We start from the raw sequence: 14,202 nt of genomic DNA, 5'->3' as shown, positions 1-14,202 counted from the left end.
CATGATGCAACGGCGTACAACCGCGAACGGTTGTACGCCCTACGGGTCGTTCAGATCAACCCTTTCCCCTGCAAATGCTCCCGCAGGTACTCGATGAACACCCGCACCTTGCGCGTGCTCCTGCGGTGCGGCAAGTACAGCACATGCACCCAGGGCCCGAAGGCGCTCTGATCGCGCCAGCAATCCGGTAACAGCTCCACCAGCTCGCCGCGCTCGATATAGGGCAGCGCGCTCCATTGCGGGAGAAACTGCAGCCCCTGGCCGTCCAGCAGGCAGGACAGCAGGAAGTCGTAGTTGTCGCTGGACAGCCGCGGCACCGGCTGGCGGATACGAATGCGCTCACCATCGCGTTGCACCCACCAGAAATTCCGATTCAGCAGCGGGTGGCGGAAGATCAGCCAGTCGTGCTGCTCGTAGTTGTCCAGGGTCACGTCCATGCCCTTGCCGGCCAGGTAGGCCGGGCTTGCGCAGAGCATCAGGCGGTTTTCAATCAGCGGCTGGGCGATGACATCGGGCAGGTCGATGGGGCCGTCGCGCAGGGCGAGGTCGTAGCCGCCTTCCACCAGGTCAGCGAATTCGTCTGCCAGGTCCACTTCCAGGCGCACCTGCGGATGTTCGCGCAGGAAGCGGCAGCACACGGCATTGAAGAAGGCCGGGGCGAAGGAGGGCGGGGCGGCGATGCGCAGGCTGCCGCGCAGCTCGGTCTGCAGTTGCTCGACTTCCTCGCTGGCGCGCTGCAACTGCATCAGCGCCTGGCGCGCACCCTCCAGATAGATATGCCCGGCTTCGGTCAACGCCATGCGGCGCGTGGTGCGCTCGAACAGGCGCTGGCCCAGTTCGGCCTCCAGCTGCGCCACGCCCTTGGTGATCGCCGAGGGCGTCTTGCCCAGCTGTTCCGCGGCGCGGCTGAAGCCGCCGTGGTCGGCCGTGGCGACGAACATGGTGAGCGCAGTCATCTTGTCCAAGGATTACTTCCTGATGGGAATAGAAGTTGTGCGGGAAGTCAGTGTTAAAGCCGCAAGGGCTTTTGCTTAATCTTCGTTACAGATCAACAATAACTAAGGATCTGCGATGAAACTACTGATTCCGACGCTGCTGTCCGCGGCCTGCGCTTTTTCCTCGATGGAAAGTATGGCTGCCGCCGACCTTATCCTCCATGGCGGCAAGGTCTATACCGCCGAGCCGGGGCAAGCGCTGCAGCAGGCGGTGGCGGTGGAGAACGGCCGCATCCTCGCGGTTGGTTCCGATGCGCAGATCCTCAAGCTCAAGCAGCCGGAAACGAAGGTCATCGACCTGCACGGCCAGGTGCTGATGCCCGGCTTCATCGATTCCCATACCCACCTGGTCAAGGGCGGTCTGCAGATGCTGCAGGCCAACCTGAACAACGAGGACCTGCCGCTCGCCGAACTGGAGAACAAGCTGCGCCAGTGGCGCGACGATGGCCGCGCGCGGCGCGGGAAGTTCCTCTATGTCGGTGGCATTCCCACCTCGTACTGGGACCGGATCGACGAACTGCAGCAGCGCTTCAACCAGGGCGAGTGGGCCAGGCAGCCGATCCTGCTGGCCGGCGGCGATTACCATACCGGCTGGGCCAACCAGGCGCTGCTGGACCTGGCCGGGGTCGACGCGGCCAAGGTCAAGTCGCTGCAAGGGGAAGAACAGGCCACCATCGGCCACGGCACCGACGGCAAGCCCAACGGCTTCCTGGTGGATGCCGGCCTCTACCCGGTCCAGGCCCTGCTGCCCCTGCCGACCGATGATGAACTGCTCGCCGCCCTGAAAGGCGCTCAGAGCTACTACCTGGGCCTCGGTATCACCGCCTGGATGGAGCCGCTGGCGAACGAGAATCCCGGTGGCGACATCCACAATGACTCCGTCGGCGTGCTGCCGGCCTACAAGGCGCTGTCGGAACAGGGTGGGCTCACCGCGCACGTCGCCGCGCTGCTGATGGCAGACTCCAAGGCCACCCCAGCCGACCTCGACGAACTGGACAAGGTGCGCCAGCAGTTCCAGGGCGTGAGCAACCTGACCCTGCCGGGCATCAAGATCTTCGCCGACGGCGTGGCCGAGATGCCGGCCCAGAGTGCGGCGATGCTCGAGCCCTACAGCAACTCGAAGAAGTCCGGCGAACTGCTGATCGACCCGAAGCACTTCGGCGAACTGGTCAGCGCCGCCGACGCCCGCGGCTGGCTGGTGCATATCCATGCCATCGGCGACCGCGCGGTGCGCGAATCGCTCAATGGCATCGAGCAGGCGCGCAAGGATCGCCACAGCGGCATCCCGCACTCCATCACCCACCTGGAAGTGGTCAACCCGAAGGACTACCCGCGCTTCAAACAACTCGACGTGATCGCTTCGATGCAGCTGTTCTGGGCCGCCGCCGACGAATTGAGCGTCGACCTGTTCAAGCCCTACGTCAGCGCCGCGACCTTCAAGACGCTGTACCCGGCTCATTCGCTGCTGAAGAACGGCGCGACCATCGCCGGCGCCAGCGATTGGCCGATCACCACGCCCGATCCGTGGAAGGCCATCTACCAGGCGCTGGAGCGCGTAGGCCCGAAAGGCGTGCTCAACGCCGCCGAGGAGGTCGACCGCATGACCATGTTCCAGGCCTACACCCTCAATGCCGCGCGCACCCTGCGTCTTGAAGACAGCATCGGTTCGCTCAAGCCGGGCAAGCAGGCCGACCTGATCCTGCTCGACCGCGACGTGTTCAAGGTCGAGCCCGAGGCGCTGCGGGATACCCGGGTGCTCAAGACCTGGTTCGCCGGCCGTGAAGTCTATAGTCGCCCATAGTTGCAAGGACGGAGGACAGACCCTGATCCACCCGGAGCGCTCCGGCGCTCCTGTTCATTGAAACAGCAGTCGTTGAAACAGCAGTCATTGAAATACCCGTCGTTGAAATAGCAATTGCAGGAGCCTTGCCGTGATTCTTCAAACCTTCACCACCGACATCCGCGACCCGCTGCAGCGTGGCCGGCAGATCGGCGAAACCTTCGCCGAGCAGATCCGCCAGACCGTGGCGCTGTACCTGGACTTCTTCCCGCGCGTAGGTGTGGAGATCGACAAGGCCCGTTCCATCGGTGAAGGCAGCCTGGCCGCGCTGGCCGACTGGTGCCCGGCGCTGGCGCAGGAAGTCGAAGGCCTCGCCCTGGGCGTCGGCCTGCCGCTGTGGCAGCTGGCCGCGCTGAACGCACGCACCGAAGTGCTGGCGGTGATGCCGCAGCAGCCGGTAGAAGGCGAGTGCTCCACCTCCATCCACGCACCCGCCGGCGCCGCCGCGCCGCGCAGCCTGCAGACCTGGGACTGGCACGACAGCCTGGTGCCCCAGGGCCTGCTGCTGCAGTTCCCCGGCGCCACCGGCCTGACCGCCAAGCTGTTCACCGAGTTCGGCATGCTCGGCAAGATCGGCGTGAACAGCGCGGGTCTGGGTGTGCACTTCAACATCCTGCACCACGCCAGCGACAACGGCAGTGCCGGCGTACCGGTCCACGCCATCGCCCGCCGCGTGCTGGAAGAAGCCACCAGCGTCACCGAGGCGATCGACATGGCGCGTTCGGCGCGGGTCAGCGCATCCACCGTGCTCAGCGTATTCACCCGTGAAGACGTGCGCGCCCGTGCCGCCAGCATCGAGATGAGCCCGGCGCATACCTCCGTGGTGGTGCCTCGCGAGGATGGCTGGCTGCTGCACACCAACCACTTCCTCGACGGCGAACTGAGCTGGGGCGAGCGTACCGCCGACGTCTCCACCACCTACGCGCGCCTGGACCACCTCAAGGCCGGCACCACCGGGATGACCGGCGTGGCCCTGCGCGAGCGCGCCGCCGCCTTCTGCGGCGCCGAGGGCGACCAGGCCATCGTGTGCTTCCACCCGGACATGTCCGAGCCCGACACCGAGCGCTGGGAAACCCTGCTGAGCATCGGCATCGACACCGAGGGCTGCGCCCTGGAGTACGTCGCCGGCACGCCGAAGAAGCTGGCGGACGAAGGTTTCCTGCGCTTCTGACGTTTTCGTTCCCGCTCCACCCTTGCGCCCCGTGGCGGCCCTCCGGCCGCTACGCGGGTTCCGTGTTGCCACAAAAACAAGAGTGAACCGCCATGATCGATCACACACCCGCCGCACCGGGGTCCCGTTCGGCCTTTCGCACCTTCTGCGTCTCCGGCATGGGCACCGCGCTGGAGTTCTACGATTTCATCATCTATGGCTATGCCGCCGCGCTGGTCTTCCCGCAGCTGTTCTTCCCCGGCATGGATCGCCTCACCGCCGTGCTGATCGCCTTCGCGGCCTTCGGCGCGGGCTTCTTCGCCCGTCCCCTGGGCGGCGTGGTGTTCGGCCACCTGGGCGACCGCTACGGCCGGCAGAAGGCGCTGGTCGCCACCCTGCTGCTGATGGGCACCAGTACCCTGCTGATCGGCTTCCTGCCGACCCATGCGGCGCTCGGCGCCGCCGCACCCATCCTGCTGGTGCTGCTACGCCTGGTGCAGGGCTTCGCCGCCGGCGGCGAGTGGGGCGGGGCGGCGCTGTTCGGCATTGAAGTAGCACCCAAGGGCCGTCGCGGCCTGTGGGGCAGCTTCACCAGCATGGGCATCGGTATCGGCGGCATCTTCGGCTCGGCGGTATTCGCCATCGTCAGCTTCGCCTTCAACGACGACCTCACCGGTATCGGCTGGCGCATCCCGTTCTGGCTCGGCGGCGTGCTGGTGCTGATCGGCCTCTACGCGCGCCTGCAGAACAGCGCGGAGCCGCAGCCCAAGGCCGCAGCCAAGGTCCAGGCGCGCATGCCGCTGATGGAAGCCTTCCGCCGTCGCCCGCGCGAGCTGCTGCTGTGCATCGGCATCGCCTTCGGCTACGTCACCATCGCCTACATCGGCAGCACCTTCTTCCTCGCCTACGCGACCGACATCGGTTACAGCAGCAGCGAAGCCTTGCTGTTCGACTTCTCCCTGTCGGTGGCCATCGTCGTCTCGGCGCCGTTCTTCGGGTACCTGTCGGACCGCCTCGGCCGCCGTAACGTGATGATCTTCGGCGCCGCCATCATGGCCCTGGGGCTGTTCGCCTTCTTCCCAATGATCGGCGCGCACAACCTGGCGCTGGCCCTGCTGGCCTACATTGCCGTGGGCTTCTTCATGGGCGCGACCCAGGGGCCGATCCCGGCGTTCCTGGCCGAGCAGTTCCCGCGCGAGATGCGTTACTCGGGGATTTCCTTCAGCTACCAGATTGGCGCAGCAGTGGGCGGCGGCACGGCATCGAGCATCGCCACCGCCATCCTCATCGCCACCGGACGCAACCCCTTCGGCGTGGCGCTGTATGGCGCGGCGGCCCTGGCGCTGGTGGCGTTCTGCTCCTGGATGCTGCGTGAAACCTCGCGCCTGCCGATGGAAGAGATCGACCGTGACGACGCGGCGCCGGGCGCCGCGCAAGTGCAGGTGGGTTAACGGGCGGCGCGCGGTCTGGCGCTTGGCACCAGCCCCAGGACCAGGGCGCAGCCGGCCAGGATGGTCAGCGCGCCTAGCCCCTGCATCAGCGACAGGCTTTCGCCCAGCACCAGCGCGCCGACCAGCACCGCCACCACGGTGACCACGAATTCCACGCTGATGGTGCGCGTCGCCCCGATTCGCGCCACCAGCTGGAAATACACCACGTAGTTCACCGCGCTCAGCACGCAGCCGCACAGCAGCAGGTAGAGGAAGTCCATCGGCTGCGGCGTGCCGGGCACCGGAACCCAGACCAGCAGCGGCAGGGTCAGCAGGCCGCCGATGAGGAAGGCCCCGCAGGTCACTTCCCAGGGGCCCGCCGCGCGCAGGCGCAGGCTCGCATAGTTGCTGCCGAAGGCCGCGCAGATGGCGCCGAACACGGATGCCGCGCAACCGAGGATGAACTCGTGGGTCACCGGCACCGCCGGGAAACCCACCAGCAACACCATGCCGAAGAAGCCCAGAAGCAGTCCGCCGAGGCCGCTCCAGGTGATCCGTTCCAGCCCCCAGACGCGGCCGATGAGCATGGAGAACAGCGGAATCCCCGCAACGAAGATCGCCGCCATGGCGGTGCCGATGCGCGGGGTGGCGTAGGTCATGCCGATCAGTTGGCCGGCCACCGTGGTGGCACCGACCACGCACAGCGGCTTCCACAGCCCTTCGAAGTTCATCCTGCGCCCGGACAGCTTCGCCACCGCCAGCAGCGTGAAACTGGCGATCAAGGCACGGAAGCTCACTGCGCCGACCCAGCCGAATCCGGCAATGGCCTTGAGCAGCACCAGAAAGGACAGCCCCCAGCCGATCGCGAGGAACAGGTAGGCGGCAAGATCGCGCGGTTGCATGGAGTTTCCAGGGCAGGAAGTTGGGCCACCGAAGCGCGGCGGCGAGTCGGACTATCTTGCCGGTCGCCCGCGATCCTTGGGAAGGCGGCGGATCGACGTTTCTCTGTCTGCCTGCGTCGCTTTACTCACGCTTGCGAAGCCATTGCACTGGTGAGTCGTCCAGTTCTGCCGTGCCTTTCTGCGAACCGTTCGCCTTTGTCGGGGGATTTCTTCTTCGCCGAGCTGCCGGGTGCTTCTCGAATGGCTGTTCATGGCCCAGGTGATTTGCTATCAATCGTCATACCTTCACACTGCTGCCGAAGCTCCTGCATGGACCAGATTCTGTCGTTCCTGTCCGAAACCGTACCCAAGGCCAAAACCGTAGAGCAACTCACACGCCCATTGCTGGCCCTGCTCGAAAGGGTGACGGGAATGGAATCCACTTACCTGACGACCATCGACATCGAACACGGCGTGCAGCGGGTGGAGTTCGCGCGCAACATTGGCAAGATGGAAATTCCCGAGGGGCTGGTGGTTCCCTGGGAAGACACCTTGTGCAAGCGCGCGCTGGAGGAGAAGCGCCTGTACTCCGACGACGTTGCGCAGTGCTGGGGGGATTCGGATGCCGCCAAGGCGCTGGGCATCAGAACCTATGTGAGCGCCCCGATCACCGCCCAGGATGGCCGGGTGCTCGGGACGGTTTGCGCCGCCAGCTCATCGAAGATCGCCCGTACGCCAGAGGTGGAGCCGATCCTGAGGCTGCTTTCCGGACTGTTGGGGTATTCCCTGGAGCGGGAGCTGCTGGTCGAACGGCTGCAAACCGCGAACGCGGAACTGGCGAAGCTGGCGCTGACGGACTCCCTGACGGGGTTGCCCAACCGGCGCGCCATCCTGGGCGAACTCGAGCGTACGTTCGCGCTGGCCAGGCGCGAGCGGATGTACGTACTGGTCGGCGTCGTCGATCTGGATGGGTTCAAGCACATCAACGATACCCATGGTCATCACGCCGGAGATGCCTTTTTGCAGGGCGTTTCCGGCCGGCTGCAGGACAGCCTGCGTTCCAGCGACATTCTGGGGCGTACCGGTGGCGATGAGTTCATCGTGATCGCGCTCGGCTCGTTCGACCCGCGGCAGGCCCCCGAGAACGACATGCTGCATGCAGCCCATCTGCTGCAGGATCGATTGGCGAACGCGACCATCGGGCGTTACCAGTTGGGGGTTGGACACGGGGACATCCAGTACAGCGGCGCCAGCGTCGGCGTCGTTGCGGTGCAACCCGATAGCGTGGACGTGGATAAGGCCATCAAGCTGGCCGATCGGGAAATGTACAAGGTGAAGCAGCAGCGAAAGGTGGCCGGGTAGTCCTCATGGGCGAACGGTCTGCCTGGAGGTCATGCAGGCCGACCGGGCCTGAGAAGGGACAGGCTCCCAGCGAATCACCCACCCTGGCAATGGCGCAAATGGCGAAAAGAGGGGAGCCAGGCGGCAAGTTCCTGGCTCCCGCGCCTGTCAGCCGCGCACGAAGGCGAGCAGGTCGGCGTTGATGGTGTCGGCATGGGTGGTCGGCATTCCGTGCGGGAAGCCGGAGTAGGTCTTCAGCGTGCTGTTGCTGAGCAGCTTCGCCGACAGCAGGCCCGAGTTCTCGTAGGGCACTATCTGGTCGTCATCGCCATGCATCACCAGGACCGGAATGGTCACGCTCTTCAGGTCCTCAGTGAAGTCCGTCTGCGAGAAGGCGACGATACCGTCGTAGTGTGCCTTGGCGCCGCCCATCATGCCTTGCCGCCACCAGTTCCGGATGATGCCTTCCGAAGGTTTGGCGCCTGGGCGGTTGTAGCCGTAGAAGGGGCCGGCGGGGATGTCGTGGTAGAACTGTGCGCGGTTGGCCGCGAGCTGGGCCTGGAGGTCATCGAAAACCTCCTTGGGCAGGCCGCCGGGGTTGCTCGCTGTCTTCACCATCAGCGGAGGGACGGCGCTGATGATGGCGGCCTTGGGAACAGGGTCATCGCGATGCCGGGCGATATAGTGGATGACCTCGCCACCGCCGGTGGAGTGGCCGACATGGATGGCGCCCTGGGTACCCAGATGCTGGACCACCGCGGCCACGTCATCGGCGTAGTGGTCCATGTCGTGGCCATCCCACACCTGGCTCGACCGGCCATGTCCGCGACGATCGTGGGCGACCACGCGGAAACCATTGGCCAGGAAGAACAGCATCTGGGCATCCCAGTCGTCGGCACTGAGTGGCCAACCGTGGTGGAAGTGGATCACCTGGGCATCGCGCGGGCCCCAGTCCTTGTAGAAGATTTCTACGCCGTCCCTTGTCGTGACGTATCCCATGTTTGCATCTCCTGTGGTGGGTGGAGTTCGGCACGCAGCAATCAGCATTGCTGGTCATTGCCGCTCGTTACGGGATTCCTGTTCCGTTCTCGCCGGACAGGGTTCGATCGAGGTGTCGGGCCGCATTGGCAATGGCACCCGTGCTTCAAACTGCATTGTCCAGGCTCCCCCCGGAGAACGGCGCGCTTTCCGGAGCGTGGCCGGTCGGCGCTTGCCGGGGGCTCTTCCATGAGCGGCATTGGCGTTTTCGGTCGCTGTTTCAACGCTTGGCCGTCAGATCACTCTAGGATTAAAGTAAGCTTTAAGGTCAATGTTTTTCGAGGTACGGCATGAGGATTGGAGAGCTGGCGAAGCTCAGTGGGCTGGCGCCGTCGCGCATTCGCTTTTACGAGGCGAGCGGGCTGATCCACTCGGTTGAGCGAAAGGCCAATGGTTACCGCGACTACAGCGAGGACGCCGTCTGGATACTGGAGATCATCACGGGTGCCCAGAGTGCCGGGTTCTCCCTGGAGGAAATCCGTCATCTGCTGCCGCTGAACGCCAATGGCTGGCAGCACGGCGAGTTGCTGGCCGGCCTCAAGCGCAAGGTGGCGGAAATCGAGGCGTTGCAGGTGCGCCTGAAGCAGAGCAAGCAGCAGTTGCTGGTCGCCATCGAGAGCATCGAAAGCAAGCCGGAAGGCATGCAGTGCGCGGACAATACGCAGCGCGTGCTGAACCGGCTGCGTGAGGAAGGGTGCGTGACCACCAAAGCCCGCAAACAACCCGACACTGTCGGCGCTGCCCTGGCGGGGGCCGATGAGCAATAAGGTTTCCCTCGTCGTCGGCATTGCCCTGGAAAATCAGGCCCGAACTGGCCTGACTTCCATGCGCTGAGCGTCAGTCGTTGCCGATCAGCGTGACAAGCGGCTTGGGGGCATAGAGTGCGCTCTGGAATTCCGGAACGTACTCATACTTCATCATCTTCCCCAGTTTCAGCGGCTTGATGTACGCCGAGAGGCTTCCGTCGCCGAGGATCAGCTTCGCCGAGTCGCCATCGGTGCTGCTGGCATGGCTGAGTTGTCGCGACACCGCATACCCATAGGCCAACTCGCCATTCTTGCCGGTATTGGTGAAGCTGTTGGTCACCAACTCGTCGTCCTTCGAAAGCCCGGACAGTTTGTCGGCCTTGAAGACGACATCCACCTTGCCGGTCTGGCTATCGATGATGTCGTAGGAGACCGTGCGCTCGTCTTCCCTGACGTTGATGTCGGTAAGCCACTTGGGCAGGTTGTAACCCACGACACCACGGACCCTTGCCAGTTCGGTGTTCACCGGGAGCTTCAGCACATACCCCCAGTAGTCCTTGGACATCGACTGGCCGATCAGCGTGATGGGACCAAGGTTGGCGCTGCCGGGCTTGTTGGTGATCACCGAGAGCGCGACTTCGTTGTAGCTGTCATTGTCGCAGTAGTGATAGGAGTAGGCGGTAAAGGCGACCAGTCCGCGCCCCGGCCACACCTGGAGTGGCTGAACTTTCTCCAGGACTTCGGCCGGCATCAATGCCTTCAACTTCTCGATGTCCGCCGTGAAGACCGCCGTCACCCTGCTGTTCCTGTAGTAGAAGTTCGGCGAATAGGATTCGAAGCCGATATCCACTTTGGTCTTGGTCAATCCCTTGAACCAGCTCAGGTCGACATCCGGCGCTTCGCTGGCAATGACCGAGAGGGGTGGGTTGGAACGATACCGGTCATACAGGCCGCCCTTGACCACGGGCACTTCATGGCCGGCGATATCGATGATCGTGCTTTCGGCCTGACCGTTCGTTGACGGAACTTCAGCCCATGCGGGGGTCAGCAGGGCATTCAAGAACAGTCCGGTTATTGCGGCAACACTTCCGAGTTTCATGATTCAACTATCTCCAGGGTCATGCGTGGTACTTGCGGCACGCTGGTGGGCAGCTTGCCGGCGGCACCCTAACCTTGAACTTAACTTTAAGGTCAAGGCGGCCAGGGCGTGGCTTTTCGCGTCTGGAGAACTGGGGGCGAGGCGCGTAGATCAGGGGGGTTGAGGCGATTCCTGGGCTTTTGAGTGATGCATAGGGGCCGCCTCAATAAGCCCTGTGAATGCATGCAATAAGGGAAAGGCAGCCTTGACCTTGAAGTTGAGTTCAATCTTAGAGTGATTGTGGCGGGCCAGAAGCGGCGCAGTGCGCGGGCATGGATGTGGTCAAGGTCGCGCAGATCGTATTGAGCCTGCCAACTCCGTTGACGATTCAAGGCACAAGCTGGGGAAACAGAGGACACTCAGGAACATGAGCAAGCGCATTCTTCACGTCGTTACCAATGTCGCTCACTACGCAGACCCGTCCAAGCCAACCGGATTGTGGTTGGGTGAGCTGACCCACGCGTATCACGTCTTTGCCGCAAACGGATATGAGCAGCACCTGGTGAGCCCCAGGGGGGGCGTGTCGCCCCTGGAGCCGCGCTCGCTGAAATGGCCGCTTCTCGACCGCACGGCCAAGGCGTGGCTGAACGACGAGGCGAGCATGCTGCGCTTGTCGACGACCGCGCAACCGGAGGAGATCGACTCCGCCGACTTCGATGTCATCTATTTCACCGGCGGGCACGCCGTGATGTGGGACTTTCCCGATGATGCCGGATTGCAGAGGCTCACCCGTGAAATTTACGAGCGCGGGGGAATCGTGTCTTCCGTTTGCCATGGTTACTGCGGACTGCTGAACACTCAGCTGTCGGACGGCCATCTGCTGGTGGCCGGGCGGCGGCTCACCGGTTATTCCTGGAATGAGGAAGTGCTGGCCGGTGTTGCCAGGCAAGTGCCTTACAACTCCGAAGCAGAAATGAAGCGCCGTGGCGCCCGCTACGAAAAGGCTTTGCTGCCGTTCGTCTCCAATGTCGTTGTCGACGGTCGACTGGTCACGGGGCAGAACCCGCAGTCCGCAAAGGAGACGGCGGAGCGGGTGGTGGCGCTTCTGAAATGACTGCGCTGCGCGCCGCCGCGGAACCTGCCTGGCGCGCAGCGATTGGCTCCTCTGGGATTGGCTTCCTCAGGGATTGGTTTGCCGAGAGGCGAGGGCGGCGACCAGCGCTTTGGCTATCGCCTTGGCGGATTGGGGATTCTGTCCCGTAATGAGCCTGCCGTCCGTGACGACATAGGACGTGAACGGCATCCAGGCCTTCTGATAGCGAGCGCCCTGACCGGCGAGCCGATCATCGAGGAAGATTGGATTTCGGATTGCAATAAGGGGTGGGCGCATCACGCGAGAAACCCTCTTGACATTAAAGTTTGCTTGAAGGTTATGGTGCTGCAGTCGCCAATCCCGGAGCCTGCAATGACAGCGTTCAGTCCGTTGACCCTGCCCAATGGGGCCGTCATTCCCAACCGCCTTGCCAAAGCCGCCATGGAAGAAAACATGGCCGACAAGGACCATGCACCCTCGGAGGCCTTGATCCGCCTCTACCGCACCTGGGCCGAGGGAGAGGCCGGCCTGATCATCACCGGCAACGTCATGATCGATCACCGCGCCATGACCGGGCCGGGCGGCGTAGTGCTGGAGTCCGAGCGCTTTGGCGAGCGCTTCCGGGCCTGGGCGGAAGCCGCCCGCTCGCACGGTGGCGAGGTGTGGATGCAGATCAACCACCCCGGCCGCCAGATGCCGGCTGCGCTGAAGCAGGACACCATCGCACCGTCGGAGGTGCCCATGGACCTGGGGAACTTCTCCAAGCAGTTCATAGCGCCGCGGGCGATGACCGAAGGGGACATTGCGGATGTCAAAGCCCGCTTCGTCCGGACCGCGGCGCTCGCCGAACGCTTCGGTTTCACCGGCGTGCAGATTCACGCCGCGCACGGCTACCTGATCAGCCAGTTCCTGTCGCCGATCACCAACAAGCGCACGGACCGGTGGGGCGGCTCGATCGAAAACCGCGCTCGCCTGTTGCTCGAGGTGGTCAGGGAGGTCCGCGCGAGCGTGGGGTCCAGGTTCGCCGTGGCAGTGAAGCTCAACTCGGCGGACTTCCAGCGCGGCGGGTTCAGCACGGACGATGCGAAGAGGGTCATCGAGCTGCTCAACCCCCTGGGTGTGGACCTGATCGAGCTGTCCGGCGGCAGCTATGAAGCACCCGCCATGCACGGACAGGCCCGCGATGGCCGCACGCTGGCCAGGGAGGCGTACTTCCTGGAGTTCGCCAAGGACATTTCCTCCGTTGCGCAAATGCCGGTCATGGTCACGGGCGGCGTGCGCCGGTTGCCGGTAGCGGAGCAGGTACTGTCGAGTGGCATCGACCTGGTGGGCATGGGCACGGCACTGGCCATCAACCCCAACCTGCCCAGGGAATGGCGGGCGGGGATCGCGAGTGCTCCCGCGCTCAGGCCGATCACCTGGAAGAACAAGGTGCTGGCGTCGATCGGCTACATGGCGATGGTCAAGCACCAACTGCGTCGCCTGAGCCTCGGCAGGGGCACCAACCCGGATGTCGCGCCGGCGCTGGCGTTGCTGGAACAGCAGCTGGATACGCAGGTGCGGACCTGGCGGTATCGGCGTTGGGTCAGGCGTATCGCTGCCTGATTGTGTGGGGCCGTCGGAGTCGGGCTGTCTGCCGGGCTCCGCTGGGGCTCCCGAGGCCCTCCAGCTGTCCCCTATAGCCCCCTTCGCTGGCCGCCAATGCCCTCCGCCGTGAATGGCGCCTGACTTAACCTTGCCCCAGCCCATGACAAGGAATCCGTGCCGTCGGCCGGCGCGGTAGAAGAGGGGGAGCTCCATGCCAGAATCCGCAATACCACTGCTGCCGTTTGCCTTGCTGGTCCTGGTCGGACTGCTCGGCGGCTGTGGCGATGACACCGCGCCACCCGCTCCCCGCAACGCCACCGCTCTGGCTCCCGCCGACCCCGCCCTGGCGAAGATCTACGACAGCAGCTGCAAGCTGTGCCATGCCAACCCGGCGTCCGGGGCGCCGCAGGTCGGCGATGCCAGGGCCTGGAGCCCCCGCGTCGCCCAGGGCACGGACAGCCTGCTGGACCACAGCATCAACGGCTACAAGGGCATGCCGCCGATGGGGATGTGCATGCAGTGCTCGGAGGACGAGTTCCTCGCGCTGATTTCCTTCATGTCCGGCCAGTCAGTCCAATAAGTACAGGGGCCTCCCGATGGCGATTCATCTCACCCGCCGCCAGCTGCTGCAAAGCGCAGGAGTTGCCGGCGCGTTCGCGGCGCTTTCCAGCACGCCGATGGCGGCCGAACTGGCCCGCCAGCCCCGCCTGATTCCCTGGCGCAACTGGTCCGGCGCGCAGAGCTGCCTGCCGCAGGCGCGTCTGGCACCGCAGAGCCTGGACGAGCTGGTGCAGGTCATCCGCGAGGCACAGGGCAAGGTCCGCCCGGTGGGCTCGGCGCATTCCTTCAGCGCCCTGGTACCTACCGATGGCACGCTGGTCTCGCTGGCTTACTTCAACGGACTGCTCGGCCACGATGCCGACACGCTGCAGGCGGAGTTCGCCGCGGGTACGCCGATGTCGCTCATGGGCCCGGCGCTGAAGGCGATCGGCCAGGCGCTGCCGAACATGGCCGACATCGACT

At 64.5% G+C, this 14,202-nt stretch carries 12 protein-coding genes and 2 pseudogenes; 9 read left to right on the top strand and 5 right to left on the bottom strand.

Features of this window, described 5'->3' with window-relative positions; all coding sequences use genetic code 11:
- Nucleotides 1-50: 50 nt before the first annotated feature.
- Nucleotides 51-965, bottom strand: coding sequence for a LysR family transcriptional regulator (locus ACAW63_RS19695; RefSeq protein WP_371227947.1), 915 nt, complete (start codon nucleotides 963-965; stop codon nucleotides 51-53).
- A 106-nt stretch (nucleotides 966-1,071) separates the two neighbouring features.
- Here ACAW63_RS19695 and ACAW63_RS19690 point away from each other — a divergent pair, with 106 nt between their 5' ends.
- From ACAW63_RS19690 to ACAW63_RS19680, 3 genes are all read left to right on the top strand, one after another.
- Entirely contained in the window at nucleotides 1,072-2,796 is a 1,725-nt protein-coding gene (locus ACAW63_RS19690; RefSeq protein WP_371227945.1) for an amidohydrolase, read from the top strand.
- 130 nt (nucleotides 2,797-2,926) lie between these two features.
- Nucleotides 2,927-4,006, top strand: a complete 1,080-nt coding sequence (locus tag ACAW63_RS19685) for a C45 family autoproteolytic acyltransferase/hydolase (protein WP_371227943.1) — start codon at nucleotides 2,927-2,929, stop codon at nucleotides 4,004-4,006.
- Nucleotides 4,007-4,098: 92 nt separating this feature from the next.
- The gene (locus tag ACAW63_RS19680) at nucleotides 4,099-5,436 is read left to right on the top strand and encodes an MFS transporter (RefSeq protein WP_371227941.1); all 1,338 of its coding nucleotides are present in this window, start codon (nucleotides 4,099-4,101) and stop codon (nucleotides 5,434-5,436) included.
- Here ACAW63_RS19680 and ACAW63_RS19675 read toward each other — a convergent pair.
- Nucleotides 5,433-6,317, bottom strand: a complete 885-nt coding sequence (locus tag ACAW63_RS19675) for a DMT family transporter (protein WP_371227939.1) — start codon at nucleotides 6,315-6,317, stop codon at nucleotides 5,433-5,435. The genes ACAW63_RS19680 and ACAW63_RS19675 overlap by 4 nt on opposite strands.
- Before the next feature lie 309 nt (nucleotides 6,318-6,626).
- Between ACAW63_RS19675 and ACAW63_RS19670 the strand changes: the two genes are divergently transcribed.
- Entirely contained in the window at nucleotides 6,627-7,658 is a 1,032-nt protein-coding gene (locus tag ACAW63_RS19670) for a diguanylate cyclase (protein WP_371227937.1), read from the top strand.
- A 147-nt stretch (nucleotides 7,659-7,805) separates the two neighbouring features.
- Here the strand turns inward: ACAW63_RS19670 and ACAW63_RS19665 are convergent, their stop codons facing one another.
- Complete coding sequence (locus ACAW63_RS19665; RefSeq protein ID WP_371227935.1) at nucleotides 7,806-8,636, bottom strand: alpha/beta fold hydrolase; 831 nt, start codon at nucleotides 8,634-8,636, stop codon at nucleotides 7,806-7,808.
- A 329-nt stretch (nucleotides 8,637-8,965) separates the two neighbouring features.
- Between ACAW63_RS19665 and ACAW63_RS19660 the strand changes: the two genes are divergently transcribed.
- Nucleotides 8,966-9,442 carry a MerR family transcriptional regulator gene (locus tag ACAW63_RS19660; protein ID WP_371227933.1) on the top strand — a complete coding sequence of 159 codons (477 nt, stop codon included), beginning with the start codon at nucleotides 8,966-8,968 and terminating at the stop codon, nucleotides 9,440-9,442.
- 70 nt (nucleotides 9,443-9,512) lie between these two features.
- Here ACAW63_RS19660 and ACAW63_RS19655 read toward each other — a convergent pair whose 3' ends face one another.
- Nucleotides 9,513-10,520, bottom strand: coding sequence for an acetoacetate decarboxylase (ADC) (locus ACAW63_RS19655; protein WP_371227931.1), 1,008 nt, complete (start codon nucleotides 10,518-10,520; stop codon nucleotides 9,513-9,515).
- A gap of 406 nt (nucleotides 10,521-10,926) precedes the next feature.
- Between ACAW63_RS19655 and ACAW63_RS19650 the strand changes: the two genes are divergently transcribed.
- Nucleotides 10,927-11,613: a type 1 glutamine amidotransferase domain-containing protein gene (locus tag ACAW63_RS19650; protein WP_371227929.1), complete on the top strand. Its 687-nt coding sequence runs from the start codon at nucleotides 10,927-10,929 to the stop codon at nucleotides 11,611-11,613.
- A gap of 66 nt (nucleotides 11,614-11,679) precedes the next feature.
- On the opposite strand, the pseudogene ACAW63_RS19645 reads toward ACAW63_RS19650, so the two are convergent.
- A pseudogene (locus ACAW63_RS19645) lies at nucleotides 11,680-11,859 on the bottom strand (type 1 glutamine amidotransferase domain-containing protein); the annotation flags it as partial.
- Nucleotides 11,860-11,964: 105 nt separating this feature from the next.
- Between ACAW63_RS19645 and ACAW63_RS19640 the strand changes: the two are divergent.
- The 3 genes and pseudogenes from ACAW63_RS19640 to ACAW63_RS19630 form a co-directional block, all read left to right on the top strand.
- Entirely contained in the window at nucleotides 11,965-13,197 is a 1,233-nt protein-coding gene (locus ACAW63_RS19640; protein ID WP_371227926.1) for an NADH:flavin oxidoreductase/NADH oxidase family protein, read from the top strand.
- Between the two features lie 193 nt (nucleotides 13,198-13,390).
- On the top strand, nucleotides 13,391-13,759 hold the full coding sequence (locus ACAW63_RS19635; protein WP_371227924.1) for a cytochrome c5 family protein: 369 nt from the start codon (nucleotides 13,391-13,393) through the stop codon (nucleotides 13,757-13,759).
- Nucleotides 13,760-13,856: 97 nt separating this feature from the next.
- Nucleotides 13,857-14,201: pseudogene (locus ACAW63_RS19630) on the top strand (FAD-binding protein); the annotation flags it as partial.
- Nucleotide 14,202 lies beyond the last annotated feature (1 nt).

The organism is Pseudomonas sp. QE6 (genome assembly GCF_041379005.1).
GTDB lineage: Bacteria > Pseudomonadota > Gammaproteobacteria > Pseudomonadales > Pseudomonadaceae > Pseudomonas.
The sequence above is the reverse complement of the archived record's forward strand: the minus strand, read 5'-3'. Positions and strand labels throughout refer to the sequence as shown.

Bases quoted from the DNA above. Each gene is read 5' to 3' on its own strand.
- ACAW63_RS19690 (WP_371227945.1), top strand. From the start codon at position 1,072: ATGAAACTACTGATTCCGACGCTGCTGTCCGCGGCCTGCGCTTTTTCC.
- ACAW63_RS19680 (WP_371227941.1), top strand. From the start codon at position 4,099: ATGATCGATCACACACCCGCCGCACCGGGGTCCCGTTCGGCCTTTCGC.
- ACAW63_RS19675 (WP_371227939.1), bottom strand. From the start codon at position 6,317: ATGCAACCGCGCGATCTTGCCGCCTACCTGTTCCTCGCGATCGGCTGG.
- ACAW63_RS19670 (WP_371227937.1), top strand. From the start codon at position 6,627: ATGGACCAGATTCTGTCGTTCCTGTCCGAAACCGTACCCAAGGCCAAA.
- ACAW63_RS19665 (WP_371227935.1), bottom strand. From the start codon at position 8,636: ATGGGATACGTCACGACAAGGGACGGCGTAGAAATCTTCTACAAGGAC.
- ACAW63_RS19660 (WP_371227933.1), top strand. From the start codon at position 8,966: ATGAGGATTGGAGAGCTGGCGAAGCTCAGTGGGCTGGCGCCGTCGCGC.
- ACAW63_RS19655 (WP_371227931.1), bottom strand. From the start codon at position 10,520: ATGAAACTCGGAAGTGTTGCCGCAATAACCGGACTGTTCTTGAATGCC.
- ACAW63_RS19650 (WP_371227929.1), top strand. From the start codon at position 10,927: ATGAGCAAGCGCATTCTTCACGTCGTTACCAATGTCGCTCACTACGCA.
- ACAW63_RS19640 (WP_371227926.1), top strand. From the start codon at position 11,965: ATGACAGCGTTCAGTCCGTTGACCCTGCCCAATGGGGCCGTCATTCCC.
- ACAW63_RS19635 (WP_371227924.1), top strand. From the start codon at position 13,391: ATGCCAGAATCCGCAATACCACTGCTGCCGTTTGCCTTGCTGGTCCTG.